The sequence below is a fragment of the Nocardia macrotermitis genome, from assembly GCF_009604405.1.
Lineage (GTDB): Bacteria > Actinomycetota > Actinomycetes > Mycobacteriales > Mycobacteriaceae > Nocardia > Nocardia macrotermitis.
Genome location: NZ_WEGK01000002.1, coordinates 20979 through 44787 on the forward strand (window position 1 = coordinate 20979; position 23809 = coordinate 44787).

The 23809-nt window shown below is 66.3% G+C and carries 20 protein-coding genes and 1 pseudogene; 8 read left to right on the forward strand and 13 right to left on the reverse strand.

Annotated elements, in window-relative coordinates; translation table 11 throughout:
- Position 1 precedes the first annotated feature (1 nt).
- The 5 genes from NRB20_RS04025 to NRB20_RS04045 all read right to left on the reverse strand — a co-directional run bounded on the left by NRB20_RS04025 (position 2) and on the right by NRB20_RS04045 (position 3897).
- Positions 2 to 358 carry a hypothetical protein gene (locus NRB20_RS04025; protein WP_227833212.1) on the reverse strand — a complete coding sequence of 119 codons (357 nt, stop codon included), beginning with the start codon at positions 356 to 358 and terminating at the stop codon, positions 2 to 4.
- A 59-nt stretch (positions 359 to 417) separates the two neighbouring features.
- Positions 418 to 1569, reverse strand: a complete 1152-nt coding sequence (locus NRB20_RS04030; protein WP_153407895.1) for a serine hydrolase domain-containing protein — start codon at positions 1567 to 1569, stop codon at positions 418 to 420.
- A 215-nt stretch (positions 1570 to 1784) separates the two neighbouring features.
- Complete coding sequence (locus NRB20_RS04035) at positions 1785 to 2201, reverse strand: hypothetical protein (RefSeq protein WP_153407896.1); 417 nt, start codon at positions 2199 to 2201, stop codon at positions 1785 to 1787.
- 129 nt (positions 2202 to 2330) lie between these two features.
- Entirely contained in the window at positions 2331 to 2966 is a 636-nt protein-coding gene (locus tag NRB20_RS04040) for a LysE family translocator (protein ID WP_153407897.1), read from the reverse strand.
- A gap of 49 nt (positions 2967 to 3015) precedes the next feature.
- Positions 3016 to 3897: an alpha/beta fold hydrolase gene (locus tag NRB20_RS04045; protein ID WP_153407898.1), complete on the reverse strand. Its 882-nt coding sequence runs from the start codon at positions 3895 to 3897 to the stop codon at positions 3016 to 3018.
- Between the two features lie 121 nt (positions 3898 to 4018).
- Here NRB20_RS04045 and NRB20_RS04050 point away from each other — a divergent pair, with 121 nt between their 5' ends.
- On the forward strand, positions 4019 to 4624 hold the full coding sequence (locus NRB20_RS04050; RefSeq protein WP_319944445.1) for a TetR/AcrR family transcriptional regulator: 606 nt from the start codon (positions 4019 to 4021) through the stop codon (positions 4622 to 4624).
- A 712-nt stretch (positions 4625 to 5336) separates the two neighbouring features.
- On the opposite strand, the pseudogene NRB20_RS04055 reads toward NRB20_RS04050, so the two are convergent.
- Positions 5337 to 6230 (reverse strand): annotated as a pseudogene (locus tag NRB20_RS04055) (SDR family oxidoreductase); the annotation flags it as partial.
- Between the two features lie 129 nt (positions 6231 to 6359).
- Here NRB20_RS04055 and NRB20_RS04060 point away from each other — a divergent pair.
- Complete coding sequence (locus NRB20_RS04060; RefSeq protein ID WP_153407901.1) at positions 6360 to 6950, forward strand: TetR family transcriptional regulator; 591 nt, start codon at positions 6360 to 6362, stop codon at positions 6948 to 6950.
- A 523-nt stretch (positions 6951 to 7473) separates the two neighbouring features.
- On the opposite strand, the gene rox is transcribed toward NRB20_RS04060, so the two are convergent.
- Positions 7474 to 8898: a rifampin monooxygenase gene (gene rox / locus NRB20_RS04065; protein ID WP_153407902.1), complete on the reverse strand. Its 1425-nt coding sequence runs from the start codon at positions 8896 to 8898 to the stop codon at positions 7474 to 7476.
- A 173-nt stretch (positions 8899 to 9071) separates the two neighbouring features.
- On the reverse strand, positions 9072 to 9473 hold the full coding sequence (locus NRB20_RS04070) for a VOC family protein (protein WP_319944446.1): 402 nt from the start codon (positions 9471 to 9473) through the stop codon (positions 9072 to 9074).
- A 153-nt stretch (positions 9474 to 9626) separates the two neighbouring features.
- Between NRB20_RS04070 and NRB20_RS04075 the strand changes: the two genes are divergently transcribed.
- Positions 9627 to 10562: an LLM class F420-dependent oxidoreductase gene (locus tag NRB20_RS04075; RefSeq protein WP_319944447.1), complete on the forward strand. Its 936-nt coding sequence runs from the start codon at positions 9627 to 9629 to the stop codon at positions 10560 to 10562.
- Positions 10563 to 10715: 153 nt separating this feature from the next.
- Here the strand turns inward: NRB20_RS04075 and NRB20_RS04080 are convergent, their stop codons facing one another.
- Entirely contained in the window at positions 10716 to 13103 is a 2388-nt protein-coding gene (locus NRB20_RS04080) for an MMPL family transporter (protein ID WP_319944448.1), read from the reverse strand.
- Between the two features lie 201 nt (positions 13104 to 13304).
- On the opposite strand from NRB20_RS04080, the gene NRB20_RS04085 reads away from it, so the two are divergent.
- The 5 genes from NRB20_RS04085 to tgt all read left to right on the forward strand — a co-directional run bounded on the left by NRB20_RS04085 (position 13305) and on the right by tgt (position 19563).
- Positions 13305 to 13889 carry a TetR/AcrR family transcriptional regulator gene (locus tag NRB20_RS04085; protein WP_153407904.1) on the forward strand — a complete coding sequence of 195 codons (585 nt, stop codon included), beginning with the start codon at positions 13305 to 13307 and terminating at the stop codon, positions 13887 to 13889.
- 3 nt (positions 13890 to 13892) lie between these two features.
- Complete coding sequence (locus tag NRB20_RS04090; RefSeq protein ID WP_319944449.1) at positions 13893 to 14396, forward strand: RrF2 family transcriptional regulator; 504 nt, start codon at positions 13893 to 13895, stop codon at positions 14394 to 14396.
- Positions 14397 to 14608: 212 nt separating this feature from the next.
- Positions 14609 to 16345: an ABC transporter ATP-binding protein gene (locus NRB20_RS04095; protein WP_153407905.1), complete on the forward strand. Its 1737-nt coding sequence runs from the start codon at positions 14609 to 14611 to the stop codon at positions 16343 to 16345.
- Entirely contained in the window at positions 16342 to 18282 is a 1941-nt protein-coding gene (locus tag NRB20_RS04100) for an ABC transporter ATP-binding protein (protein ID WP_153407906.1), read from the forward strand. The genes NRB20_RS04095 and NRB20_RS04100 overlap by 4 nt, the downstream gene beginning before the upstream one ends.
- 36 nt (positions 18283 to 18318) lie before the next feature.
- Positions 18319 to 19563, forward strand: coding sequence for a tRNA guanosine(34) transglycosylase Tgt (gene tgt, locus NRB20_RS04105; RefSeq protein WP_319944450.1), 1245 nt, complete (start codon positions 18319 to 18321; stop codon positions 19561 to 19563).
- A gap of 35 nt (positions 19564 to 19598) precedes the next feature.
- On the opposite strand, the gene NRB20_RS04110 is transcribed toward tgt, so the two are convergent.
- The 4 genes from NRB20_RS04110 to NRB20_RS04125 all read right to left on the reverse strand — a co-directional run bounded on the left by NRB20_RS04110 (position 19599) and on the right by NRB20_RS04125 (position 23752).
- Positions 19599 to 20522, reverse strand: a complete 924-nt coding sequence (locus NRB20_RS04110) for an NADP-dependent oxidoreductase (RefSeq protein WP_153407907.1) — start codon at positions 20520 to 20522, stop codon at positions 19599 to 19601.
- 108 nt (positions 20523 to 20630) lie between these two features.
- The gene (locus NRB20_RS04115) at positions 20631 to 21026 is read right to left on the reverse strand and encodes a MerR family transcriptional regulator (protein WP_153407908.1); all 396 of its coding nucleotides are present in this window, start codon (positions 21024 to 21026) and stop codon (positions 20631 to 20633) included.
- 56 nt (positions 21027 to 21082) lie between these two features.
- Positions 21083 to 22264, reverse strand: a complete 1182-nt coding sequence (locus NRB20_RS04120; protein WP_319944452.1) for a Fic family protein — start codon at positions 22262 to 22264, stop codon at positions 21083 to 21085.
- Positions 22265 to 22651: 387 nt separating this feature from the next.
- A complete protein-coding gene (locus NRB20_RS04125; RefSeq protein WP_153407910.1) occupies positions 22652 to 23752 on the reverse strand; it encodes a type I restriction endonuclease in 1101 nt (366 codons plus the stop codon).
- Positions 23753 to 23809: the final 57 nt, after the last annotated feature.

The window sequence follows — 23809 nt, forward strand, 5'->3', positions numbered from 1 at the left end:
ATCAGTTCGAGGGTTCGGGGGTGGGTGTCAGGGCTCGGGTGACGGTTTCGTGGAGGAGGGTGCGGCGGCGGGTGTGGTGGTCGGGGGGTTCGTCGGCCGTGGCGGAGTAGACGTTGCTGACGGGGGACCAGGCCATCGACATGGCGATGACCAGGGCGAGCACGTCGAACGGGTCGCCGGGGCGGATGCGGCCCGCGGTCTGGGCGTCGGCGATGGCGCGGAGTTTGGCGGCGTCCCGGCGGTCGGCGTCGGCGACCCGGGAACTGCTGGAGTTCTGCGCCCGGCACGGCATCGCCGCCGATATCGAAATCCTGCCGTCCGCGCAGGTGAACGAGGCGCTGGATCGGCTCGCGCGCAACGATGTTCGGTATCGATTCGTGCTCGACATGTCGGATCTGGGGTGACGGCGGACCGTCGTCAGAGCGCGTCGTAGGTGGCCGCGACGAGGTCGTAGGCGCGGCGGTCACCTGCGAGCCAGTCACGGCGCAGGTTCGGGACGAATGCGATCGCGAGCCGATTCTCCAAGTCTCCCAACCCGATTGCGCCGCCTGCGCCCGGATGCCCGAACGCCGTGTCCCGGGCGGTGTCGGGCAGGATGAAGTTCTCGCACGACCGCATATAGCCGAGACCGAAGGCGCTCTCGAGCAGCAGCACCGCATCCGTCCCTCGGACGCGCTCGCGAATCGCGTCGGAAACGAGCTCCGGAGGCAGCAGTGCGCCGCCCACGAGATCGCGATAGAACCCGGCCAGTGCGCGTGCGGTGGTGACCAGTCCGGAGGCGGGCCAGCCACCGGCCAGGGCTTCCGGATTATTGTAGGAGCCAACAGGATTGGTGGATGCGCGCAGCGCGAGCGAGCCGGGATCCCGATACGCCCGCGACATCCTGTCGATCGTCGCGGCATCGATCGGGCCCGGATCGGTCCACGCTTGCTCCGCTGCGGGCGGGAACCCGACGCGCGCGGCCTGCTCGGCCACGTGCGCGGGTGCGCCGATCCACAGCTCCTCACCGAAGTGTCGGCGTACGTACTCACCGACCGTCGAATTCGTCTGTCGCCGAACGAATTCACCGACCAGCCAGCCGAAACTCAAGGCGTGGTAACCATGTTCGGTGCCTGGCTCCCACAGCGGTCGCTGATCTGCCAGCAGCGCAGCCATTTTCGCCGGATCCGCGGCCTCGGTGGCGGTGACGGCGCGTTCGAAGGCGGGCAGTCCGGCGCGGTGTGACAGCAGATCCGCGAGCGTCGTGGCCGCCTTGCCTTCGACGCCGTACTCCGGCCACCAGGTGGTCACCGGTTCGGACAGGCTCGTTCCGGATTCGTGCGCCACCGCGAGCGCGGCCGTGGCGGTCAGGGCCTTCGTGCACGAGAACGTCACCGCGGGCGTGTCACGTTCCCAGGGACGTTGCGTCCGGGCATCCGCGATGCCGCCCCAGAGGTCGACCACGGGCCGTCCGTCGAGGTAGACCGCCATGGCGGCCCCGGTGTTGCGCCCGTCTGCGAAGCTCGCCTCGAAGATCTCGCGCACAGCCTGGAAGGCCGGATCGACCCGGCCATCCACGATTCCGCTCATGCTAAAAGTAGAACACGTTCTAATTGAATGCACCACCCCGATCGGTGTGGCCGCGCGTCCGGCCGCGCTCGCCGCGACGTCTACTCCGGCCGGGGCGATCGGCAATCGTCCGCGCGGCCCAGGGTTCGGATCGGCTCGCGACGGCAACCGGGCCCACTCATCGACCAACTGAACCGGCTGAGACCTGTTGCAACCGAATAGAAGTCGAGACCGGCTCAGGCGAACATGTCTGGACTCAGGTAGGTGTCGGTCTTCACATTGCCCCACTGCACCCGCATCTCGGCCTTGTAATCGTGGCCGGGGGTGGGATCGGCCAGGCCGCCCGGACGGTAGTGGTGCGGGCCGGTGGCGGCGGGGAAGTCGGTGGTGAAAACCCGTACGCCACCGGCCTTTTCGGTGTAATCCCAGAGCCACAGGTGGATGGTGCCCGTCGCGCCGTTGGCGAAGTTGGTGTAGCCGGCGTAGTTGAGGGTGCCGCCGTCCATGCTGATGCACACGTTGGCGTAGGCCGGGCCGCCGCATCCGCCGTCGGTGTCCGCCGCGGCCGTTCCGGTCGACATCGCCGCCGCCGCGACGGTCATCGCGACCCCGCTGACCAGCACACCGGCACGGCCGAACTTGGACTTCATCATCTGCTTCTCCTCACGAAAACCTGCCACTGCGAACAGGTTCGGACGTCTCACCGTCCAGGCGGCGATCCGTCCCGTAATGCTTGGACGCCTACTACATCGCGGGAGAGCCACAGAAGCGCAACACCTCGATCAGTTCGCGCTGCTCAGCGCCATCCCCGCACCGACGCCGATGATCATCAATCCGCCTGTGCTGCCGACGGTTTCGAGACGACGTGGAGAACGGGCGAACCAGGACCGCGCCGTCGCCGCCAGCATCGCCCAGGTATTGTCCGAAAGTGCTTGGAGCGCAAGGAAGATGAGCCCGAGCGTGAGCAACTGCACGGGCAGTGCACCGCGACTCGGCTCCGCGAACTGCGGCAGGACCGCGCCGAAGAACACGATCGTCTTGGGATTGGTCGCGCCGACGACGAATCCCTGCCGGAACACCCGACGCCCGTCGTTGCTCGGGACGTTCGACCGCAGTGCCTCCGCGAGCTTCTTGCGCTGCCGGATCGTGTTGATGCCCAGGTAGATCAGGTAGGTGGCCCCGACGATCTTCACGATCAGGAACAGCATCGCCGAGGCCATCAGGACCGCGCCCAGGCCGAACGCCACCGCGATCAGCGGCACGAGCGACCCTGTGACGCCCCCTGCGACGGACAGGATCGCGGACCGGCGCCCCAGACTCAGGGCCCGGCCGATGGCGAACAGTACGTTCGGCCCGGGAATGACGATGATGACCATGGCGGCCGCGGCGAAGGCCAGTGCGTGTGAGAGCGGAACCATCTCTCGAAGGTAGCCGCCGTCGTCGGGTCTCGAGCCGGACGGCCGCCGCTCAGGCCCGAACGGGGTCGTGGGCGCGGACGAAGTCCAGGAACCGAGGAATGACCTGCTCCGGATTCGCCCACAGCAGGTCGTGGCCGATGTCCGGATAGATCTCGATCTCGGTGGAGGCGATGTGCTCCCGGGCTCGGGTAGCGGCCAGTTCGGGATCGCCCGCGATCGTTTCCGCGCCGAACAGGATCAGGCTCGGCGCGGTGATCGCGGCCAGCTGCTCGTCGGTGAACTTGCGGTCCCACGGCATCGCCATGCGGTACTTCACCGCCGCCAGGACCATGGCGAATTCGTCGTCGTCGAGTCGGACCCGCGGCATCATCCAGGCGTTGAGCTTGCGCATCCGCTCGGGCGTGGGCCGCATGCCCGCGACCAGGAATTTGAACAGTACGCCCCAGCTCGGCTTGCCGAAGGTGGCCGCGCTGGGCTCGAACATGGTCAGGCTCGCCAGCCGTTCGGACCTATGCACCGCCACCGCGCCGGACAGCCAGGCCCCCAACGAATTTCCGGCCAGGTGGACGCGATCCTCGCCGAGCCCGTCCAACGTCTCGCACAGCCACGTCGCGACGTCTGCGGTATCGCGCACGGGTGCGGTCTGGGTGCAGCGGCCCGCCCAACCGATCACGTCCGGGGTGTAGATCACGCGGTCGCGGGCCAGCTCCTCGATGAATCGAACCCACGCCGTGCCGTTGCCGCCGGTGCCGGGCAGCAGTACGACCGCCGCGCCATCGCCGCTGCCGGATCTGCGCACTCGCGTTGTGCCGAAAGGGGTTTCGACATCGATGACGGTCGACGGCACCGGCCACCGCGCGGCCAGCGCATCGTACGCGCGCAGGAATGTGGTCTCGGCTTTCCTGCTGGTGAAGTGTCCGATCTTTGACATTACCCCTCCTTTTGTAGATCTTTACGATATGAGCGTATCACTTAAAATGGTATGTACATACCATCAAATTGGCGGGTGCGTACCATTCAGGATTCGACTCGAGAGGAAGGCGGCAGGTCCCGTGCCACGATTGGTCGACCACGAACAGCGGCGACGGCAGATCACCGACGCCGTGCGACGCGTCATCGTCGAGGGCGGGTTGCCCGCGGTGACCTTCCAATCCGTGGCCGCCGAGGCTCGGATCTCGGTGCGACTGGTGCAGTACTACTTCGGCACCAAGCGCGAATTCCTGCTCGCCACACACCGTTCGGTGATGATGGACGCCGGTGCCCGCTTCGCCCGCCGATGGTCCGAGCTGGGGGCCGACGTCACCCCGCGTGAAGCTGTTCGCGCGGTCCTGGTCGAGTTGCTACCGCTGGACCCGCAACGTCGCGAGGAAGCCGTCGTACTCGGCGCATTCGGCTGGGCCAACCTCACCGGCCAAGGCATCGCCGCCGAGGAAACCTTCGCCGCACCGAAGACTTTGACCACCATAATCGCCGACCAACTACGCCGCACCCACCCTCCGGAAACCTCCGATTCGAACCTCCCCGACATGGACGCCGAACTCATCACCATGGCCGTCGGCGGCCTGGCCCAAGGCATGCTCCAGGGCTACGGCACCACCCGCCCGCCAACCGAACTGCTCGACCACCTACTCGACCGCATCCTGGCCCCGCAAACCTGAACGCCCGCACGGTCATTCGGCAGAACGCACCGGCAAGCCCGTGGTCGACCGAAACTGCCAGACGCTGTCCGGGCTGTAACCCTGGTTGCCTTCAACGACCCGCAAATCCCTTCGCTCGCAATAGCATTCGTCCGTGCGCACCAAAGGTTCCGTAGTCGACCGGAACCATCATGCGCTGTCTGAGCGATAATCCTGGACGTCCTCGATGACTCGCAAACCTGTTCGCTCGCACGATTATTCGGCGGAGCGCGCTGATGAGCCTGTGGTCGACCGAAACTGTCAGGTGCTGTCCGGGCTGTAACCCTGGTTGCCTTCGGCGACCTGTAAACCTGTTCGCCCGCAATATCATTCGAGTGAACGCACCGACGAGCCCGTTGTCGACCGGAACCGGCAGGCGCTGTGTGGGTGATAGCCCTGGATGTCTTCCGGCTACTCGCTAACCTGGTTGCTCGCAAGGCTATTCAGCAGAGCGCGCTGATGAGCCTGTGGTTGGCCGAAGCTGTCAGACGCCGTCCGGGCCGTAACCCAGGATGCTTTCGACCTCGGCTTTCGTTGTCGGTGGGTTGGGGCCGTCTGGTGCGGTGGTGGGCCAGACCTCGTCGCGTAGAAACCGGTCCAGGCGTTCATGCTTGTCGAATCCAGTGGTGGTGCCGGGCTGTTGTTTCGGGTGTGGCAGCCAGATCTGCTCGGCGCGTCTGCTGGCTTCGGGGGTGAAGTAGTCGCCGGTGTCCAGGTCCTCGAGGAGGGTTGGGTGGTGTGGGGTCCAGTTCAGGATGGTTCTGGTGTGATCGCTGGAGATGGGGGTGTCCAGGGAGAAGAAGGTGGCTAGGAACGGGTTGCCGAGGTGGGTGACGGCCTGGTCGAGAGTCAGTGATGCGGTGGGGATGTCGAGTATTCGTGCGATTCGTTCGGCGATGCTCTTGATCGGGACGGCGCTTTCGCCGACGCCGTGCAGCACGCTGCCCGCGGGCGCTTTCTCCAGGGCGAGGCGGAACAGGGTCGCGGCGTCGGAGCGGTGGACCGCCGGCCAGCGATTGGTGCCGTCACCGATGTAGGCCGAGATGCCCGCGCGGCGTGCGGCGGCGATGAGGGCCGGGATGAATCCGTGGTCGCCGGGGCCGTGCACGGTCGGTGCCAGTCGCACGACGCTGGCCCGGACGCCTCGGTCGACGTGGGCGAGGCAGGCTTGCTCCCCCGAAATACGAAAGGCCGCAACCGAATCGGGGTCCGCCGGATCGTGTTCGGTGCCTGGGTGGCCGGTCTGCATGACCAGGGTGCCCGAGGTGGTGACCAGCGGCTTGCCGGAACCGGCCAGTGCGTGGCCCAGCGTTTCGATCGCCGTGCGATCGCGGCGGACCAGAGCATCCGGATCGGAGAAGTCGTTGTCATAAGCCATGTGCAGGACGCCGTCCGCTGCCGCCGCGCCGCGATGCAGGCTGTCGAGATCGTCCAGGGAACCGCGGTGCGGTGTTGCGCCCAGCGATTCCAGCCGGGCGGCGGCGGTGTCCGAGCGGGCCAGGCCGGTGACGGTGTGGCCCGACGCGATGAGCTCGGCGACGACGGCGGGACCGGTCTGGCCGGTGCCGCCGGTGACGAAGATCTGCATGATGCGCTCCCCTGATCGTTCAATCTCGGTGGCCGACGCGACGTAGCGTCAGTCGCTGACTCTACCGGAAGTGTCAGTGACTGACGCAATGTGATGCCAGTCACTGGCGTATTGCGGTAGTCTCGCGGAATGCCACGAAGCGGAGCGGAAGCGCGGCGTCGCCTCCGGGAGGCGGCCCTGGAGCTGTATCGGGAGCAGGGGTTCGACAAGACCACGGCCGCGGAGATCGCCGCGCGGGCCGGGGTCAACGAGCGCACCTTCTTCCGGCACTTCCCGGACAAGCGCGAGGTGCTCTTCGACGGCGAGGCCGATCTGTGCGCCACGCTCATGCGGACGATCGCCGAGACTCCGCAGGGTCTGGAGACGTTCGAGATCCTGCTGCACGCCTTCCGGCAGTCCGCGGGGCAGTTGGAGAACAACCGCGCATTCGGTGAACCGCGCTGGGAGATCATCTGGGTCACCCCGGCGCTGCGCGAGCGTGAGCTGGCCAAACACGCGTCGCTGATCGATGCCGTCGCCGAGGCGCTGCGTCAACGCGGCATCGCGGACCGCGTGGCCGACCTCGCCGCCCGCACCGGCTGGGCCGCCTACCAGCATGCGGTCCGGATTTGGATGGCAGACCCGGCCCGAAGCCTGGACACGCAACTCTGCGAAGCCTTCGACGATCTGCGCGCCCTGTCCGCGGTCACGCCGTCGACCTCCGCGAGCTCCGAACCCTGATGAACTCTGAACGTCTCTGATGAACGCCGAACGCCGATGGCCGCCGATGGCCGCCGAACGCCGATGGCCGCCGAACGCCGATGGCCGCCGAACGCCGATGGCCGCCGAACGCCGATGGCTGCCGAACACTGATGGCCGCCGAACACCGACCGCCGCCGAACGCCGATGGCTGCCGAACACTGATGGCCGCCGAACGCCGATGGCTGCCGAACGCCGATGGCTGCCGAACACTGATGGCCGCCGAACACCGACCGCCGCCGACCGCCGCCGAACGCCGATGGCCGCCGAACACCGACGGCCTCCGAACACCGGCGAGCTCAGCCTCCACCCGACGAACGACGTTCGAGCGCATCGTGACAGTGAGTTCTCGAACGCGGTAATCGGCAACTCCCCCAAGCGGTACCGGACCGGTGGCCCTGCCGGGATCTCGTCGGTGCAGATCGAAATCCTCAGCAGGGCAAGAGATTCGACGGAGTTCACGAAATCGATCGGCAGGGCGAACGATTCGCCGAACCTGCCGAAATCAGTCGGCGGGCTTGCCGAACCAGCGAGACAACTGGGCGTCGAGTTCCCGCTGGCTCTCGCCGATCCAGGCGATATGACCGTCGGGTCGGAGCAACAAAGCCGGAACATCCAGTGCCGCAGTCGGATCCGCGATGACATCCACCCGGTCGGACCAGCCGTCGGCGGTCAGGGTTTCGGTGCGGTCCAGGAGTAGCCCGCGGCCCTGGTGCATGTGGTCGTAGAGGCGGCCCTGCTTCAGTTCGAGGTCGGGGATGCGGCGGCCGAGCAGGTCGGGGCCCTCGCCGAAGTCGTAGCGGATGCCGATCGCGGTGATCTTCTCGATGAGGTAGCGGTTGACCTCGTCGAACTCCATGAGTTCGGTGAGCAGGCGGCGGACCGCGCGCGGGCCGGGCTCGGTGGAGAGCAGTTCCATCTGGGCGCGGGTGTTGTTCAGGACCTCCTCCGCGACCGGCTGACGTTCGGTTTCGTAGGTGTCCAGCAGATCGTCCGGGGCCCAGCCGCGGATCTGCGCGGCCAGTTTCCAGCCGAGGTTGAACGCGTCCTGCACGCCCATGTTGAGGCCCTGGCCGCCGGTCGGCGGGTGGATGTGCGCGGAGTCCCCGGCCAGCAGCACCCGGCCGACGCGGTAGTGCTCGGCCATCCGGGTGGCATCGCCGAAACGGGACAGCAGGCGCGGGGAGTGCACGCCGAAATCGGTTCCGGCGATGGCGCGCAACCGCTGTTTGAAATCCTCGAGCGTCGGTGGTTCGGTGCGGTCGCCGACTTCCAGACCAGGGACGACGACGCGATAGATCTTTCCGTCGCGGGTGCCCAGCCCGAACCGCTTGTAGGTCTCCCGGACCTCGGTCACCTTGGCGACGACCTCCTCCTGCGGCATATCGACTTCCATCTCACCCAGCAGCGTCTCGGTCCGCGAGGGTTCGCCGGGGAAACCGACACCCATCAGTTTTCGCACGGCACTGCGCCCGCCGTCGCACCCGACGAGATACCGCGCCCGCAGCCGCTCCCCATCGGCCAGTTCGACGTCCACCCCCTCGTCGTCCTGCGCGAAACCCACTACCGCACAACCACGTCGGACCTGTGCGCCCAATTCGATCGCACGCGCGGTGAGTAGTTCATCGATGATCGGCTGCGGAATCCCGAGTACGTACGCGTGCGCGGAGTCCAGACCCTCGGGCGCGGGTTTGGTGATGGCGGCGAAGAACCCGCCGGTCGGATACTGTCTGCCGCGTTCGAGAAAACGATCCAGCAGCCCGCGCATCGCCATCAACTCGATACTGCGGATATGCAATCCGAGCGCCCGCACGAACGGCACGGGTTCGGGTTCCTTCTCCACCACGAGTACCCGCACATCGTGCAATCGCAGTTCGGCGGCCAGCATCGCACCGGTCGGCCCGCACCCGGCGATGATCACATCGAACATGTACCACCCATTCGTTCGAGTTCCTGTTGTCCAGTCGCCGTGCGGACCCGCTCGCGCCTATCGTCGATCGGGTATTTCCGCAGGTTCTGGCTTCGGCCGACCATTGTGCGGCATTACCCGGGCCTTGCCGCAAGCCCCTGTGTGCGATATATATTGAAGTGGGAAGAGGGGATTCAGCGAACCGAGAACCTGGCGATAGCGGCCTCGGTGACCGGCGTGAAGAGATTCACCAGATTACCGTCCGGATCCCGCAGTAGCAGCGACCGATTCCCCCACGGCATCGTCGTCGGCTCGTTCACGAAATCCGTTACCGCAGCACGCAATCGACGATATTCGGCATCAACGTCCGGGACCAGGAATTCGATGATCGCGGTGTGATTGTCGGCCGCCCGCGCGCTACCGGCCGCGAAAAGCGCCACGGTCCGGGTACTTCCGATCGCCAGCGTTCCGGCGGGGGTGACGATCTCGACGAAATCCGGTGTGGCCCAATCGGGTTCGACACCGGTGACCAGCTGATAGAACTCGGCCATCCGGCGGACGTCATCGGTGATCAGGCGGATCGATACGAGTTGCACGGCATATCCTTCGGTCGTTGCCGGGGCGGATTCCCGCGGCGATCACGACGTTAGGACCGAAACAGGACAGATTCGGTCCGCAGTATCGATCGAGCGGACAACCCGGCAGTTCACCCGACGCGCACCGCGCGACCGAGCGGTACGTTGGACGCCGTGGACCTACGGATCTTTACCGAACCCCAGCAAGGCGCGACCTACGACGATCTCCTGCGGGTCGCCAAGACCACCGAGGACGCCGGATACGACGCGTTCTTCCGGTCCGATCACTTCCTGAAGATGGGCGACGTGTCCGGCCTGCCCGGCCCCACCGACGCGTGGATCACCCTGGCCGGACTCGCCCGCGAAACGTCCCGGATCCGCCTCGGCACCCTCGTCACCGCCGCCACCTTCCGGCACCCCTCGGTGCTGGCCATCTCGGTGGCGCAGGTGGACCAGATGTCCGGTGGCCGAGTCGAATTCGGCCTCGGCTCGGGTTGGTTCGCCGCCGAGCACACCGCGTACGGCATCGAACTGTACGAGGTGAAGGAGCGGTTCGACCGGTACGCCGAACAGCTCGAGATCATCACCGGCCTGTGGGAGACCCCCGAGGGTGAGACCTTCGATTTCGCCGGTAAGCACTACCGGCTGGAGAACGCCCCGGGCCTGCCCAAGCCGACGCAGCGTCCGCGTCCGCCGGTGATCATCGGCGGAGCCGGGAAGAAGCGCACCCCTGAACTGGTCGCCCGCTTCGCCCAGGAGTTCAACCTGCCGTTCGCCGACGTCGCCACGGCCAAGGCCCAGGGGGAGCGGGTGGACGCGGCGGCCCGCGCGATCGGCCGCGATCCCGGCGAGATCATCCGCTCGGTCGCCCAGGTGCTGTGCGTGGGCCGCGACGATGCCGAAATCGCCCGGCGCGCAACGGCAATCGGCCGCGAGGTGGACGAGTTGAAGCAGAACGGCCTGGCCGGATCCCCGGCGGAGATCGTCGACAAGATCGGCCGCTACCGCGAGGAGACCGGCATCACCCGGCTGTACCTGCAGGTGCTGGATCTGTCGGATCTCGAGCACATCGAGTTCTTCGCCTCGGAGATCGCGCCGCAGCTGGGCTGATCGCCCCAGGGGGGGTGCCCGATCCCTCGCGGGCGTAGGTGAGCCGCTGCCGCAGAAAGAGTTGGGCCCCAGTCGAATTCGACTGGGGCCCAATGTCTTTCGAGCGGAAACGCCCGCCGCCCGGGACGCGAGCGAGGAATGCGTATCGGTATCTCAGCCGACCGGCACGGGCTCCGGTTCCCGCGCGGCCTCCCGCTCACGCTCCTGCAACGCCCGCAGCTTCGTACCCTCGACGTCGATATCCGGCAGGATCCGATCCAGCCACCTGGGCAGCCACCAGGCCGAACGCCCGAGCAGCACCAGCAGCGACGGAATCAGCACCATCCGCACCAGGAACGCGTCGAACAGCACGCCCGCGGCCAGCGCGAAGCCCATCGACTTGGCGGTCACATCGGGCATCATCACGAAGCCGCCGAACACCGAGACCATGATGATCGCGGCCGAGGTCACCACCCGCGCGCCGTGGTGATAACCGGCCACGACGGCCTCCTTCGGCGATTTGCCGTGCGTGTATTCCTCGCGCATCCGCGACACCAGGAACACCTGGTAGTCCATGGCCAGACCGAAGACCAACCCGATCAGGATGATCGGCAGGAAGCTGACCAGCGGGTGCGTCTCCTTGACCAGCCCGAGCTTGCCCTCCTGGAAGATCAGCACGGTCGCGCCGAACGTCGCGGCCATCGACAACAGGAAGCCCAGGGCCGCGGTCAACGGCACCAGAATCGAACGGAACACCAGCATCAGCAGGATGAACGCCGCCACCGCCACGATCGCCATGTACGGCACGATCTTGCCCAGCAGCGCGCTGGACACGTCGGCGTAGATCGCGGTGGAACCGGTGATGCCGTACTCCATCCCGTACTGGGATTTGAACTGGCCCTCCGCGTCACGCGCGTGCTTCACCAGATCCTGGGTGGCCTTGTCGTTCGGCCCGGTCTTGGGCACCGCCGACAGCCGCGCGCCGGTCGAATGCGCGTAGTCCGGGGCCTGCGTGGCCGGATCCAGGACCTTGTTGGTCGCCGCCGGGGTGACGAAATCCATGCCTGGATAGGACGCGAGCTTGTCGTGCAACGCGGTCAGCGCGGCCTCGCGCTGCGTGGGCGCCACCCCGCTCAGATCCGCGACGACGGTCAGAATTCCGTTGCTGCCCACGCCGAATCCCTCGGTGCGCAGGTCGTACGCCTTGCGCACGGTGCTGGTGGTGGGCTGGCTGTCCTCGCCGGGCAGGCCCAGGCTCAGCTTGGTGGCGGGCAGCGCGAACAGGCCCAGCACGATGATGCTCAGCACCAGCGTCACCGCGGGCATCCGGCCGATCAGGCGGCCGAAGCGCATACCGTTGGTGACCGAGGACGCGTCCTCGGGATCGTGCTTGGCGACCAGCGGCAGCTTCGGCTTGAACAGGTATTTGCCGAACGCGCCCATCAGCGCGGGCAGCAGCGTCAGCGCGACCATGATCGCGAACGCCGCCGCCAGCGCGCCGCCCAGACCCATCCAGGTCAGGAAGCTGACCCCGACGATGCTCAGTCCGCACAGCGCGATGATGACCGTCAGGCCCGCGAACACCACCGCGGAACCGGCCGTGCCGATCGCGGTGCCGGCCGCCTCCTCGGGCGAATCCTGGATCGCCAGTTCGTGTTTGTAGCGCGAGACGATGAACAGCGCGTAGTCGATGGACAGCGCGATTCCGATCATCGAGGCCAGAATCGTGGTGAAGCTGGGGATGTTCGCGATCGAGGTCCCGGCCATGATCAGCGCCGAGGCCGCGCCGACGCCGACGATGCCGGTCAGGATGGGTACGAAGGCGGCCAGCAGCGCGCCGAACGCGATCATCATCACGATGAAGGCGACCACGTAGCCGACCATCTCCGAGGCGCCGGTGTCGATGGCGTTGTTCTGCGCGATGGTGCCGTCCATCTCGACGGTCAGCCCGGCGCTGCGGGCGACGTCGGCCACGTCGTAGGCGGCCTTGCGGTCGGCGGCGGTGATATCGGAGAACTTCTGGATGGTGAACGGAACCTGAAGGTACGCAACGGAATCCGCGGGTGCGGTGGAGCCGTCACCCTTGCCCAGCACGTTCAGCGGGGCCAGGCCGCAGCGCGCGACGAACGCGGGGTCGGTGCGATTGCCGGTGAGGCAGCCCATCTTGTCCGCGGCGTCGATCGGATTCATCACCGCGCCGGTCGGATTCATCGCGGTCTTGGTGTGGGCGACGATGTTCAGCTCGCCCAGCTTCTGCACCAGTTCGGTGACCGCGGCACGGTTCGCGGGATCGGTGAGCTTCTGTCCGGCCGGTGCGCCGATCACGTAGGTGCCGGTGACGGCGTCGAAGCTGAACTGCGAGGACAGGCCGGGGAACTGCTTGTCGAGGATGTCCGTGGCCCGCTGCGAGGGTAGGTTCGGGATGTTGAAGTCATCCTTCACCGGCTTCTTCAGGCCGAGCCCGAGTCCGCCGATGATCAGGAAGATCAGGAGCCAGACCGGTAACACGATCCATTTCCGGCGGAAGGCGAATTTGCCCCACCGGTAGAGGTATACGGACACGAGCGGTTTCTCCTAGCGATCGCTGGGTCGTGTGCTGGGCGAGAGGTGTAGGCAGCTGCTGCGCGGCCGCCGTGCGCGCCGCCTCCACGAGTTTTTCCTGCCTACCGTGCGGTAGGTAGACTACCGAGCCGTAAACGGAGCAACAACCTCGACTTGGCCACGTCCGTCCGCGCCGCGCACGGGGGATGAGAGGATCGAACAATGGCAATGCGCAGTTCCGTCGGATCGGTCGCCGCAGGTAGAAGCACCAAGGACGCGATTCGGGACGCTGCGATCCGGCTGTTCTCCGCCAAGGGATTCGATCAGACGAGCCTGCGCGAGGTCGCAGATGCGGTAGGAATCACAAAGGCGTCGCTCTACTATCACTACGCGTCGAAGCTCGATCTGCTGCTCGCGGTGATCCAGCCGATCTTCGACGAACTCCGGGGAAACGTCGACGTCGCCGAGGGGCTCGAGCACACCGCGCGGAATGTCCGGCACGTGCTCGCGGCCCAGTTGGGAGTGCTGTTGCGCAATCGCACCGCGGGCGCGATGTGCGTGCGGGACAGCGTCACGATCCTCAACGCGATCAGCGATCTGTACCCGGACATCATCGATAACAACCGCCGCCTGTGTACCTGGCTGGCCGGTCCCGATCCGGACGACGCGGCCATGTTGCGCGCGAGCGCCTCGCTGGAGATGCTGACCTCGGTGTTCTGGTCGCGCGAACTCGCACCCGGTGCGAACGACGAACTCATCGAAACGGTGCTGTTGAACGCGGCGCTCGGCGTCCTCGCGGGGGAGTGAGCGGTGCACATCTCGCCGCGGGTCGACAACGCCGTCCGGATACTGCTCGAGATCGCCCGCACCCAATCCGATTCGGATGGCGCGCAACATGATTCGGTGAAGGCCGAGACCATCGCCATCGCCCAGGAGATTCCGCCGAAGATCCTCGAGGCGACCGCCGCGCAACTGCGTCGAGCGGGTCTGCTGACCAGCCGTCGCGGTCCCGAGGGCGGCTACCGGCTCGCCCGTCCCGCCGAGCGGATCAGCATCGCCGACGTCATCCGCGCGGTCGAGGGCCCACTGGCATCGGTGCGTGGGCAGCGTCCCGAGGACGTCCGGTATTCCGGTGTGGCGGAACCGCTTCAGCAGGTGTGGATCGCGTTGCGGGTGAACATCCGCGCGGTCCTCGAGGAAGTGTCGATCGCCCAGATCGCCACCGGGGAGCTTCCGGAATTCGTCGACGCACTGACCGCCGATCCGGGAGCCTGGTCCCGCCGACCCAGCCCCGAAGGAGCTGTCGAACGCTGACCCTGGTGGGTCGGGCTGGTTCCATTGAGGTGGAACAGGTTTCGGCCGCGGCGTCGGTCCGGAACCAAGCGGTCGCAGCTCGCTGCGGGCGGTTCGATGAGCCGGGGCGGGTGGCGGTGCCGAAAAGGTCGATGACCTCGGTGCGCCATGGTGTCCGCTGGGGGAGAAACCCGGACGAATGTGTCGGTCCTTGGCGGTAGCCTGCATCCATCATGTTGATCCGACTGCTCCGCACCTTCGCCGCACCGTATCGAGCCCAGCTCGCCGGTGTCGTCGTGCTGCAGCTCGTCGCGGTGATCGCGATGCTGTATCTGCCGACGCTCAACGCCGACATCATCGATAACGGCGTGACCAAGGGCGATATCGGTTACATCTGGCGGACCGGGCTGTGGATGCTGCTGATCTCGGGCGTGCAGATCCTCGCCTCGGCGACCTCGGTCTATCTCGGCGCGCAGGCCGCGATGGGCGCCGGGCGCGATATCCGCGCGGCGCTGCTGCATCGGGTGGGCACCTTCTCCGCGCGGGAGGTCGGCATGTTCGGCGCGCCCTCGCTGATCACCCGCAACACCAACGATGTGCAGCAGGTGCAGCTGCTGGTCGTGATGAGTGTGACCATTCTGGTGATGGCGCCGATCATGTGCGTCGGCGGCATCGTGATGGCGTTGCGGCAGGCGTTCGGGTTGTCCTGGATCCTGCTGGTCGCGGTGCCGGTGCTGGCGTTGACCATGGCGGTGATCATCTCCCGGATGGTGCCCGGGTTCCGGGCCGTGCAGTCCCGCATCGACGGGGTGAATCGGGTGCTGCGCGAACAGATCACGGGTATCCGCGTGGTCCGGGCGTTCGTGCGCGAACGACACGAGACGGCGCGTTTCGAGCTGGCCAACACCGATCTGACCAAGGCGTCGCTGTATGTCGGGCGGTTGAGTGCGCTGATGTTCCCCGCGGTCATGCTGATCAGCAATGTGACCACGGTGGCGGTGCTGTGGTTCGGCGGGCACGCCATCGACAACGGCACGATGCAGGTCGGTTCGCTGACCGCGATGCTGGCCTACATCATGCAGATCCTGATGGCCGTGATGATGGCCTCGTTCCTGGCGATGATGGCCCCGCGCGCGGCGGTGTCGGCCGAACGCATCTCCACGGTGCTGGAGACCGAATCCTCGGTGGTCCCGCCGCTACAGCCGCAGCCTTTCACCCGCGATCCCGGTTCGGTCGAATTCGCCGCGGCCGCATTCACTTTCCCCGGCGCGGAGAAACCCGTGGTGCGCGATGTGCGATTCCGCGTCGATCCGGGGCAGACTCTCGCGATCGTCGGCTCGACCGGTGCGGGCAAGACCACGCTGGTCAATCTCGTACCGAGGCTGATCGATGTGACCGGTGGCGAGGTGCTGGTCGGCGGCGTCGACGTGCGGCAACTCGATCTCGAAATACTGCGCGCGCAAATCGGTTTGGTGCCGCAGAAGGCGTACCTGTTCACCGGCACGATCGCCGACAATCTGCGTTACGGCAATCCCGAGGCCACCGAAGAGGAACTCTGGCACGCCCTGCGGATCGCGCAGGCCGAGGATTTCGTGCGGGTCATGCCGGAAGGGTTGCAGACGCCGATGGCCCAGGGCGGCACCACCGTCTCGGGTGGTCAGCGGCAGCGGCTGGCGATCGCCCGCGCGCTGGTGCGCAAACCCCGGATCTACCTGTTCGACGACTGCTTCTCCGCACTCGACGTCGCCACCGACGCCCGGGTGCGCGAGGCCCTGCGTCCGGAAATCGCCGACGCCGCGGTGATCACTGTGGCACAACGGATCTCGACGGTCCGCGAGGCCGATCGGATCATCGTGCTGGAGGACGGTGCGGTGGTTGGGCAAGGCACCCACGACGAACTGTTGCGCGACTGCGGTGAGTACCGCGAGATCGTGGAATCGCAGTACAGCCCGGAGGAGGCCGCGCGATGAGACCCGGTATGCCCGGTCCGGGCGCTCCCGGAACCAAGGCCAAATCCTTCGTGCCCTCGCTGAAGCGGCTGCTGCGCCGGCTCGCGCCCGATCGGGTGCTGGTCACGGTGATCCTGGTGCTGGCCGTGATCGCGGTGGTGCTCAATACTCTCGGCCCGCAGATCCTCGGTAGGGCCACCAACCTGATCTTCGACGGCGTCATCGGCAAGCAGTTGCCCGCCGGGGTCACCAAGGATCAGGCCATCGCCGGACTGCGCGCCCGCGGCGAGAGCCGGATGGCCGACATGCTCGCCGGGATGGACGTGATCCCCGGTACCGGTGTGGATTTCGCCGCGGTCGGCCGGGTGCTGATGGTGGTGCTGGTGCTGTACATCTGCGCCGGCGTGTTCGGCTGGTTGCAGGGATATCTGCTCACCACCGTGATCAACCGTGTGATCAAGCGGCTGCGCGCCGATGTCGAGGAGAAGATCCACCGGCTGCCGCTGAGCTATTTCGACAACAATCCGCGCGGGGATCTGCTCAGCCGTGTCACCAACGACGTCGACAACATGTCGCAGAGCCTGCAACAGACGCTGAGCCAGATGGTGACCTCGGTGCTGACCGTGATCGGCATCCTGATCATGATGTTCTGGATCTCGCCGCTGCTGGCGTTGATCGCGCTGCTCACCGTGCCGGTCGCGGTGGTGGTGACAGCGCAGATCGCGAAACGGTCCAAACCACACTTCATCGATCAGTGGAAATACACCGGACTGGTGAACGCGCAGGTCGAGGAGGCGTACACCGGGCACGAGGTGGTGACGGCGTTCGGCCGGATGAACGAGGTCGGGCGGGAGTTCGATCGGCGCAACGACAAGCTGTACGAGTCGAGTTTCCGGGCGCAGTTCATCTCCGGGCTGATCATGCCGGTGATGATGTTCGTCGGAAACCTCAACTACGTGCTGATCGCGGTGGTCGGCGGGTTGCGGGTGGCCTCGGGCAGTCTGTCCCTCGGTGAGGTGCAGGCGTTCATCCAGTACTCGCGCGGGTTCAGCCAGCCGCTCACGCAGATCGGTTCGATGATCAACCTGCTGCAATCCGGGGTGGCCTCGGCGGAGCGGATCTTCGAGATCCTCGACGCGCCCGAGCAGATCGCCGATCCGGCGCAGGAGGATTCGCGGCCGGTGGATCGCGGGCGGGTGGCGTTCGAGGACGTGTCGTTCCGGTACGAGGCCGACAAGCCGATCATCGAGAACCTGTCGCTGGTCGCCGAACCCGGCCATGTGGTGGCCATCGTCGGGCCGACCGGCGCGGGCAAGACCACGCTGGTGAATCTGCTGGAACGGTTCTACGAGGTGGACGAGGGCGTCATCAGTATCGACGGCGTCGACATCACCCGGCTCACGCGCGATCATCTGCGTTCGCGGATCGGCATGGTGTTGCAGGACACCTGGCTGTTCGGCGGCACCATCCGGGAGAACATCGCCTACGGCAATCCCGAGGCGAGCGAGGCGGAGATACTGGAAGCCGCCCGCGACGCCTTCGTCGATCGTTTCGTGCATTCGCTGCCCAACGGGTACGACACGGTGATCGATGAAGAGGGGTCGGGCGTCAGCGCCGGTGAGAAGCAGCTGATCACGATCGCCCGCGCCTTCCTGGCCAAACCGTCCATCCTGATCCTGGACGAGGCCACCAGTTCGGTCGACACCCGCACCGAGCTGCTGGTGCAGCACGCGATGGCGGCGTTGCGCCGGGATCGCACGAGTTTCGTTATCGCGCACCGTCTTTCGACGATCAGGGATGCGGATCTGATCATCGTCATGGACTCCGGGCGGATCGTGGAGCAGGGCACCCACACCCAGCTGCTCGCCGCCCGAGGGCACTACTACCAGCTCTACCGCGCCCAATTCGCCGGCGCCGCAACCGATCAGGACCTCGAGGACTCGCTCGACGCGGTGTGAATTCCGCCGGGAAATACTGCCTGGCAGTATTGCGGGGTGGCTGATCCCGCTGATTTCTCGTTTTCCATCGGTACCCGGCTGGAGGGGCGGCACGGGCGGTCGGGGGTGTTGCGGACGCCGCACGGGAGTATTTCGACGCCCGCGTTCATTCCGGTGGGGACGAAGGCGACCGTGAAGGCGGTGTTGCCGGAGACGATGCGGGAGATCGGGGCGCAGGCGTTGCTCGCCAACGCCTATCACCTGTATCTGCAACCCGGATCGGACATCGTGGACGAGGCGGGCGGTTTGGGCCGGTTCATGAATTGGCCGGGGCCGACGTTCACCGACAGTGGCGGATTCCAGGTGATGTCGCTGGGGGTGGGGTTCAAGAAGGTGCTGGCCATGGAGGCGGTCGGCGTGCAGAGCGACGATGTGATCGCCGAGGGGAAGCAGCGGCTCGCGGTCGTGGACGACGACGGGGTCACCTTCCGGTCGCATCTGGACGGGTCGAGCCACCGGTTCACCCCCGAGGTGTCGATGGGGATCCAGCATCGTCTCGGCGCGGACATCATGTTCGCGTTCGACGAGCTCACCACGCTGTTCAATACCCGTGGCTACCAGGAGAAGTCGCTGCAACGCACGCACGAGTGGGCGCAGCGCTGCATCGACGAGCACGAGCGGCTCACCGCCGAACGCACCCACCGCCCGTATCAGGCATTGTTCGCGGTGATCCAGGGCGCGCAGTACGAGGACCTGCGCCGCAAGGCATGTCGCGAGCTGGAGGCGTTACGGGGAAGTGCCGGAACGGGTTTCGACGGTTACGGGATCGGCGGCGCACTGGAGAAACACAATCTCGGCACGATCGTCGGCTGGTGCTGCGACGAACTCCCCGAGGACAAACCGCGCCACCTGCTCGGCATCAGCGAACCGGAGGATTTCTTCGTCGCCGTCGAGAACGGCGCGGACACCTTCGACTGCGTCAACCCCTCCCGAGTCGCCCGCAATGCCGCGATCTACGTCGCCGAGGGCCGCTTCAACATCAACACCAGCCGCTTCCGCCGCGATTTCACCCCCATCGACGATTCCTGTGACTGCTACACCTGCGCCCACTACACCCGCGCCTACATCCACCACCTCTTCAAGGCCAAGGAAATGCTGGCCGCCACCCTCTGCACGATCCACAACGAACGTTTCACGATCCGCCTGGTCGACAACATCCGCGCCAGCATCGACGGCGGCTACTACGACGACTTCAAATCCGACACCCTCGGCCGCTGGCAGGGCCGCATCGCCACCCCGTAGCCCGCGCCGGGCCGGTGTGCGGCCTGCTCTCCAACTCACGTCACCTTGATGACGACCTTGCCCGCAGCGTGACCGTTCTCGACCGTGGCGAGGGCGGCCGGGGCGTCGGCGAGCGGATGGACCGCGCTGATCACGGGTGCGAGCACGCCGTCGAGCGCCAGCCGGGCCGCGCGCTCCAGGTTTTCGCGGTCGAGGCGACGTTCGACGAAACGCCCGCCGAGTTCGGCAACGGACTGATCGCCCACGGCGATGACGTTGCGGGAATCCCGCGCCAGCGGAACGACCGTCCGCAGCGAGGTCCCGCCGACCAGGTCGATGATCCCGTCGACGCCGTCCGGGGCGAGTTCGCGCGCCGCGGCGACGACGTCCCCGGCGGTGTAGTCGATGAATCGCACCCCGATGGCCTCGGCAGGCTCGCGCTTGGCCGCACTCCCGGTGCCGATCACCCGCAGCTCGCGCCCGACGGCCAGCCCGGCCACGGCGAGGCCGACCCCACCTCCGACCCCGTTGACCAGGACCGTGGCACCGGACGGAAGGTCGAGTTGGTCGAGCGCATCGACCGCGGTCGTCCCGGCCACGGGCAGCGTCGCCGCCACGGTCGCTGACAGACCCGCCGGGATGCGCGCGGTGTTCGGCGCGGACAGCACCGTCGTCTCGGCGTAGGTGCCGCCACCGGTGAGCGCGAAACCGAAGACCGCGTCACCCTCCTCGAGCCCGTCGACATCCGTCCCCAGGGCCAGCACGGTTCCCGCTGCCTCCATCCCCAGTACGCGCGGAAACGGACGCCCGCCGTCGAGCCCGTCGACCAGACCCGAGCGCACCACGTGGTCGAGCGGATTCACACCGGCGATATCGACCCGGATCAGCACCTCGCCACGACCCGGGACAGGATCGGGACGATCGAACAACTCCTGCACCTCGGCCCCGCCGAACCTGCCGAAACCCCACGCCTGCACCATCTTTCGCCGCCTCCTGCGTCGCCCGATCCCGGTGGTTCCGGGCTCTGCGGCCATCCTCATCCCTCACACCGATGTCAGGGGCAACCACCTGAGACGCAGATCACAACGTCAAGCCGACTCGGCCACCGTTCCCGAGGTCGCGGACAGCTCCGCCCGATGCCGACTGTTCCCCTTGATCAGCGCGTCGAGCGCAGCCCGCGTCTCGACCAGATGCGCGATCTCGGCGTCGATCCGCTCGCGCTCACGCATCATCGCCGCGAACGTCTCCTCGGCAACATCCAGATCATCCGGAATATCCACGCACGGCAACACACTCACGATCACCCGACTCGACATCCCCGCCTCGAACAACCGCCGAATCAACGACACCCGCGGCACCGCCCCCTCGGCATAATGCCGCTGCCCGGCATCGGACCGCGAACTGGCCAACAACCCCTGCTCTTCGTAATACCGCAGCGACCGCGGACTGACCCCCGTCCGCCTGGCCAACTCCCCAATCCGCATCCCAACAACCTACGCCCCGGGTGCCCGACGTCGCGGGTGCGCGGATCGGATGACGCTCAACGCAGCAGGATGGCGAGGATGTCGGGGGCGCTGAATCGGCGGCCGTAGGTGCTGTCGTCGTACTGGCGCAGGACATCGGCGTCGACCAACTGCGAGACCAGGGTCCTGGCGCGGGGCATGGTCACCGCCAGGTGCTGACTCACGTTGCGGACGGTGAAGATCGGTTGAGCGAGTGCGTAATCCACCAGTCGCACAGCGTTTTCCGCGCGTAGCCCGGCGGTGCGCACCCGAGCCTTCAACTCGTGCTGCATTCGGATCAGGTCCGTGAGTTGCCTACCGGTCGCATTCGCGGCCGCGCCCACACCGGTCGCGAAGAATCTGATCCAGCCGTCCCAGTCGCCGTTCGTGCTCACGGCGAGCAGGCGGTCGTAGTACTCGGCCCGCCGAGCCTCGAACCAGGGCGAAACCGTCAGCGTCGGCTCGGACAGCACGCCCGACAGGTGAAGTTGCAGCACGATCAGCAGGCGTCCGATCCGCCCGTTGCCGTCGTTGAACGGATGTAGCGTTTCGAACTGGTAGTGCGCCATCCCCGCCCGCACCAGCGGGTCGATCGCGTCGTTGGGCTGCATGACCCAGTCGATGCAGTCGCGAACCCGGCCTTCGAAATCTATACCGGGGGGCGGTGGAATGAATCGCGCGTCGCGCACCTGCGCACCACGGTGGCTGCCGATCACCACCTGCGATGTTCGGATGCGCCCGGCCTGGCGAGTATCGGCGGACGTGCCGTCGACCAGGATTCCCTGCATCGATTCGAGCATCCCGATGGTGAGCGGCCGCCCGTCCTCGATCCAGTCGAACGCGTGCTCGGCCGCGATGACGTAGTTGAACACCTCCCGCATCGCCGCATCGGCCGGTCGCTCATCGGCATCCACCCCGAGCACTTCCTCGAGGGGTGCGTAGGTTCCCTCCAGCGCGGAGGTGCTCTGTGCCTCCTGTCGCAGCGTCGGCTGCCGCAGCAACGCCGGATTCGGCAGCTGACGTGCGGACGCGTCCAACGCCGCCAGCGCGGCTCGCGCATTGGCCACCACGTTGAACGTCGCCGCACTCAACTCCGGCGTCTCGCTGGGCAGCGGATCCGGAACGAACGCGACATGCGACCACGCACCCCACCGCTGGTCCGTTCCGGCGATGGGCACAAGGAACCCCGTCGGGTTGTCAGCGAACTTCTCGGGATGCACAAAGAAAGCATATGCCCACTTCTGTTTCCTTTCGAGGCCAACAAGGAAAGCAAAGTGCCACTTGTGTTTCTTTTCGGGCCGATTTTCGCCCCGAAACGCAACACTGCGGTGCGCGATCGGTGTCCCGGGTGGGGCCGATCGGGAGCGTCCGCGGACGGTGTGCCGCCGCATGTCTCACCGTGATGTGGCTCGCGAGGCAATCACTCATCATGATGAAGAGGCCGATACATCCAGGCGCGCAACAGCATTCGGACACCCGATTGGTTCGGGTGTCCGAAAGGTATTGGGGTGGAAAGGGTTACCGGGGTAGTGATGTCAGTTGCGGCGGCGGAGTCGGGCCCATGGTCGCACCCCGGCTGGTGGCGCCGTAGCGACGGTGGTTCGCTCTCATCCGTAGTTCTTCACCGTCGTCAGCAGCTGGTCGGCATGCTGATACAGGTCGACAACGCTGGCGATGTCGCGACGCTCCCCGTCCTTGCCGTTTTCGAAGGTCGTGATGAACTTGATGCTCTTACCGTTGAGGTGAAGGCGCACAATCGGTTTGCGGTTGTTGTCGTCGAGGAGAATCGCGAAATAGGCCTTCGCGTCGCGGTAGTAAACCCTGTCCGGGGCGATCTCCTTGGCGAGGATGGCGCGAACGATGTTGAAGCCGTCGAGTTCCTCCTCGGTGGTGACTATGCCGTCCTCTGTCACCGGCGTTTCCGGCTCGGGCACGTTCGGTGCGGTGGCTACCGGAGATTCGGAGGGGGCGGCGATGACGGCGCCGGTGTTGTCGCCGAGCGCGTTGTTCAGGCGGTCGCTCACCTGGTCTGCGATGAACTGTGCTGCGGCCTTCGTCACCAGGGGGCGGAACTGATCCACGATCCGCTGCGTCGCCTTTCCCTCGTAGACGCGGGCGATGAAGAACCGGATCCAATCCTCGGTGGGCAGCTTCATCTCCTGTGCCAGTAGGCGTTTGATCTGCCCGATGTACTTGAGTTCTTCGGCGGCGCTGACGATCGAATCGAGATCGAACGACTCCTTCGACAGCTTCGCTACCTCCGGAACGAGAACTTTGTCCATATCCAGTACGTCGAACACCAGGAACGGCTTCGAATCCATGATGTTCGGGCGATCGCCGTCGGTATAGATCTGGTACTCGCGGCCGTTGGTCAGTATCGCGATCCGGGCCGAGGTCACCGAGAAGTACCGGAACAGTTGCGAGGCATGGTTGATGTTGAGAGGTTCGGCGATCTTCTTGCACTCGATCAGGATCTGAACGGCACCGTCCCGGAGGATCGCGTAGTCGATCTTCTCGCCCTTCTTGGTGCCGACGTCCGACACGAATTCGGGCACGACTTCGGCCGGATCGAAGACGTCGTAGCCGAGCACCTGTGCGATGAACGGCATGATCAGCGCGTTCTTCGTCGCCTCTTCGGTGGTGATCGATGACTGTGTCGCCCGAAGTTTGTCGGCAATGACATTGATCCGGTCGAGTGTGCTGGTCATGGCCCCTCATCTCCACGGTGCAGGTGCTTCCTGCGGTTGTTCTCCGACGTGCGGTGC

Bases quoted from the DNA above. Each gene is read 5' to 3' on its own strand.
- NRB20_RS04030 (WP_153407895.1), bottom strand. From the start codon at position 1,569: ATGAGCGGAATCGTGGATGGCCGGGTCGATCCGGCCTTCCAGGCTGTG.
- NRB20_RS04035 (WP_153407896.1), bottom strand. From the start codon at position 2,201: ATGATGAAGTCCAAGTTCGGCCGTGCCGGTGTGCTGGTCAGCGGGGTC.
- NRB20_RS04040 (WP_153407897.1), bottom strand. From the start codon at position 2,966: ATGGTTCCGCTCTCACACGCACTGGCCTTCGCCGCGGCCGCCATGGTC.
- NRB20_RS04045 (WP_153407898.1), bottom strand. From the start codon at position 3,897: ATGTCAAAGATCGGACACTTCACCAGCAGGAAAGCCGAGACCACATTC.
- NRB20_RS04060 (WP_153407901.1), top strand. From the start codon at position 6,360: ATGCCACGAAGCGGAGCGGAAGCGCGGCGTCGCCTCCGGGAGGCGGCC.
- rox (WP_153407902.1), bottom strand. From the start codon at position 8,898: ATGTTCGATGTGATCATCGCCGGGTGCGGGCCGACCGGTGCGATGCTG.
- NRB20_RS04085 (WP_153407904.1), top strand. From the start codon at position 13,305: ATGGCAATGCGCAGTTCCGTCGGATCGGTCGCCGCAGGTAGAAGCACC.
- NRB20_RS04095 (WP_153407905.1), top strand. From the start codon at position 14,609: ATGTTGATCCGACTGCTCCGCACCTTCGCCGCACCGTATCGAGCCCAG.
- NRB20_RS04100 (WP_153407906.1), top strand. From the start codon at position 16,342: ATGAGACCCGGTATGCCCGGTCCGGGCGCTCCCGGAACCAAGGCCAAA.
- NRB20_RS04110 (WP_153407907.1), bottom strand. From the start codon at position 20,522: ATGGTGCAGGCGTGGGGTTTCGGCAGGTTCGGCGGGGCCGAGGTGCAG.
- NRB20_RS04115 (WP_153407908.1), bottom strand. From the start codon at position 21,026: ATGCGGATTGGGGAGTTGGCCAGGCGGACGGGGGTCAGTCCGCGGTCG.
- NRB20_RS04125 (WP_153407910.1), bottom strand. From the start codon at position 23,752: ATGACCAGCACACTCGACCGGATCAATGTCATTGCCGACAAACTTCGG.